This is a genomic window from Microbacterium sp. CPCC 204701, from assembly GCF_004010105.1.
Classification (GTDB): Bacteria; Actinomycetota; Actinomycetes; order Actinomycetales; family Microbacteriaceae; genus Microbacterium.
The window spans coordinates 1-3,209 of the sequence record NZ_RRYE01000337.1; the positions used below are offsets into that span (position 1 = coordinate 1).

Annotated in this window: 3 protein-coding genes; 1 reads left to right on the top strand and 2 read right to left on the bottom strand. The window is 69.2% G+C overall.

All coding sequences use genetic code 11. The features are described from left to right. Positions 1-196: 196 nt before the first annotated feature. The gene (sucD, locus tag EIO58_RS14975; RefSeq protein ID WP_127820188.1) at positions 197-1,099 is read right to left on the bottom strand and encodes a succinate--CoA ligase subunit alpha; all 903 of its coding nucleotides are present in this window, start codon (positions 1,097-1,099) and stop codon (positions 197-199) included. A gap of 33 nt (positions 1,100-1,132) precedes the next feature. Next, positions 1,133-2,299, bottom strand: coding sequence for an ADP-forming succinate--CoA ligase subunit beta (sucC, locus tag EIO58_RS14980; RefSeq protein ID WP_127820189.1), 1,167 nt, complete (start codon positions 2,297-2,299; stop codon positions 1,133-1,135). A 208-nt stretch (positions 2,300-2,507) separates the two neighbouring features. Here sucC and EIO58_RS14985 point away from each other — a divergent pair, with 208 nt between their 5' ends. Further along, a complete protein-coding gene (locus EIO58_RS14985) occupies positions 2,508-3,197 on the top strand; it encodes a TetR family transcriptional regulator (protein ID WP_127820190.1) in 690 nt (229 codons plus the stop codon). The last annotated feature ends 12 nt before the right edge of the window (positions 3,198-3,209 follow it).

A 3,209-nucleotide genomic window follows, 5' to 3' on the forward strand; every position in this document is an offset into this window, starting at 1 on the left:
CGAGGGCCGCGAGGGCGAGCGCACGGAGATCGAGCTCGCCGCCCGTCGCCGCGGGGCCGCCGCCCGATGCGCCGGCGTCGCCGCTGCCAGTCGTGCCGGTTCCGCCGTCGTCGCCGGGATCACCCGGATCTCGCCGGAAAGACGAAGGGCGGATGCTGCGACCGGTGGTCGCGGCATCCGCCCCTCGCGTGAAGACCTAGAGCGACTCGACGATCTCGCGCATCAGCGCGGCGGTCTCGGACGGCGTCTTGCCGACCTTGACGCCGGCGGCCTCGAGGGCCTCCTTCTTCGCCTGTGCGGTGCCCGCCGAGCCCGAGACGATGGCGCCGGCGTGGCCCATGGTCTTGCCCTCGGGAGCCGTGAAGCCGGCCACGTAGCCGACGACGGGCTTCGTGACATTGGCCTTGATGAAGTCGGCCGCGCGCTCCTCGGCGTCGCCGCCGATCTCACCGATCATGACGATCGCCTTGGTCTCGGGATCAGCCTCGAACGCGGCGAGCGCGTCGATGTGCGTCGTCCCGATGATCGGGTCGCCACCGATGCCGATGGCCGTCGAGAAGCCGATGTCGCGCAGCTCGAACATCATCTGGTACGTCAGCGTGCCCGACTTCGACACCAGGCCGATCGGGCCCTTTCCGGTGATGTTTGCGGGCGTGATGCCGACCAGCGACTCGTCGGGAGTGATGATGCCCGGGCAGTTCGGGCCGATGATGCGGGTCTTGTTGCCCTTGGCCGTCGCATAGGCCCACGCTTCGGCGGAGTCGCCGACCGGCACACCCTCGGTGATCACGACGAGCAGCGGGATCTCGGCGTCGATGGCCTCGACCATCGCGGCCTTCGTGAACGCGGCAGGCACGAACGCGATCGACACATCCGCCCCGGTCGCCGCGATGGCCTCTTCGACGGTGCCGAAGACGGGCAGCTCGACGGCTTTGCCGTCCTTGTCGGTGTGCAGGACGGTGGTGCCGGCCTTGCGGGCGTTCACGCCGCCGACGACGTCGGTGCCGGCTTTGAGCATGAGCGCGGTGTGCTTGGTGCCTTCGCCGCCGGTGATGCCCTGGACGATGACCTTGGAGTCCTTGTCAAGAAAGATCGACATGTCTGTTCTGTTCCTCGTATCCGGGTATCAGTCTCAAGCGTTGGCGAGCTCGGCGGCCTTGTCGGCGCCCTCGTCCATCGTGGCGGCCAGGGTCACCAGCGGGTGGTTCGCGTCCTGGAGGATCTTGCGGCCCTCCTCGACGCGGTTGCCGTCCAGTCGCACGACGAGCGGCTTCGACGCGGTCGAGCCGAGCTCGGCGAGTGCGCCGACGATGCCCTTGGCGACGGCGTCGCAGGCGGTGATGCCGCCGAAGACGTTGACGAACACGCTCTTGACCTGCGGGTCGCCGAGGATGACGTCCAGGCCCGCGGCCATGATCTCGGCCGAGGCGCCGCCGCCGATGTCGAGGAAGTTGGCCGGCTTCACCCCGCCGTGGTTCTCACCGGCGTATGCGACGACATCGAGCGTCGACATGACCAGCCCCGCGCCGTTGCCGATGATGCCGACCTGGCCGTCCAGCTTGACGTAGTTGAGGTCGTTCTCCTTCGCCTTCGCCTCGAGCGGATCGGCTGCGGCCTTGTCTTCGAGGAGCGCGTGACCGGGGTGGCGGAACTCGGCGTTCTCGTCGAGGGTCACCTTGCCGTCGAGGGCGATGATGTCGCCCTCCTCGGTGAGGACGAGCGGGTTCACCTCGACGAGCGTGGCGTCCTCGCCCTTGTAGACGCCGTAGAGCTTGACGAAGACGTCGCTCACCTTGTCGACGAGTTCGGCGTCGAAGCCGGCGGCCTCGGCGATCTCGACGGCCTTGGCCTTGTCGATCCCGGTGCCCGGGTTGACGTCGATGCGCGCGAGCGCCTCGGGACGCTCGACGGCGAGCTCTTCGATCTCCATGCCGCCCTCGACGCTGCACAGCGACAGGTAGGAGCGGTTGGCGCGGTCCAGCAGCACCGAGAAGTAGTACTCCTTGTCGATGCGCGCGCCCTGCGCGACCATGACGCGCTTGACGACGTGGCCCTTGATGTCGAGGCCGAGGATCGCCTTCGCGGCCTCGTACGCCTCATCGGGGGTCTTCGCGACCTTCACGCCGCCTGCCTTGCCGCGGCCACCGGTCTTGACCTGGGCTTTGACGACGACGACTCCGCCGCCGAGCTTCTCGGCGGCCGCCTTCGCCTCCTCCGGCGTGTCGGCGACGATGCCGGCGAGCACCGGCACCTCGTACTTCTCGAAAAGGTCTCGTGCCTGGTACTCGTACAGATCCACAGTGCATTCCTTCGCAGGTGGCGAATGGGGGTGGGTTCGACGCGAAAGCGTCTTGACGTCGAGATATCGACCGGTCCCTCAGCCTACTACCGCTCGCTGAACGCTCCCGACCGCAGCGACGCGCCAGGAGTTCGGCTTCGCGGGCAGCGGCATTTCATGACGGATGCCTCCGCGAGCGGCGGCGTGCCGCACTAGGCTCGTCGGCGAGATGACCGACACCGCCGCCGCTCCCGCTCCTCAGGCCGCCGCGCGCGCCGCGGTGGTGGCCGCCGCGCTCGAGCTGTTCGCCGAACAGGGATTCGATCAGACCTCCGTCGAGCAGATCGCTCAGGCGGCGGGGGTGTCGCGCTCGACGTTCTTCCGGCAGTTCGGCGGCAAGGACGACGTCGTCTTCACCGATCACGAGCTGCTGCTGGATCGGCTCCGCGCGTTCCTGGCGCAGCCGCACGAGGATCCGTGGGCGGCCGTCTGCGAGGCATCCGTCCTCGTCTATTCGCACTTCGCGGCCGACCCCGAGCTCGCCCGTCGGCGGTACGCGGTCGTGCGGGGCGTGCCGGCGCTGCGCGACCGCGAGATCGTCACGGTGTTCCGCTACGAGCGGTTGTTCGACGAGTACCTGCGGGCGTCGCTGCCGGGGCTCGACCCGCTCGACGCGGTCGGATTCTCGGCGCTCGTGACCGCGATCCACAACCACGTGCTTCGCCGCCTCATCCGCGGACCCAAGAAGGTGCCGGTGTCGGTGCTGAAGTCCGCGCTCGACGACGCCCGCCGCCGCTTCGGCGTGCTCCCGGGCGACACCACCGCGCCGTCGGCCGACGATGTCGTGGTGGCGGTCTTCCCGCGTGGCACGCCCACCGCCGAGCTCGCGCGCCGGCTGCGCGAGCACCTCGACGACTGAGCGGCCGGCGCC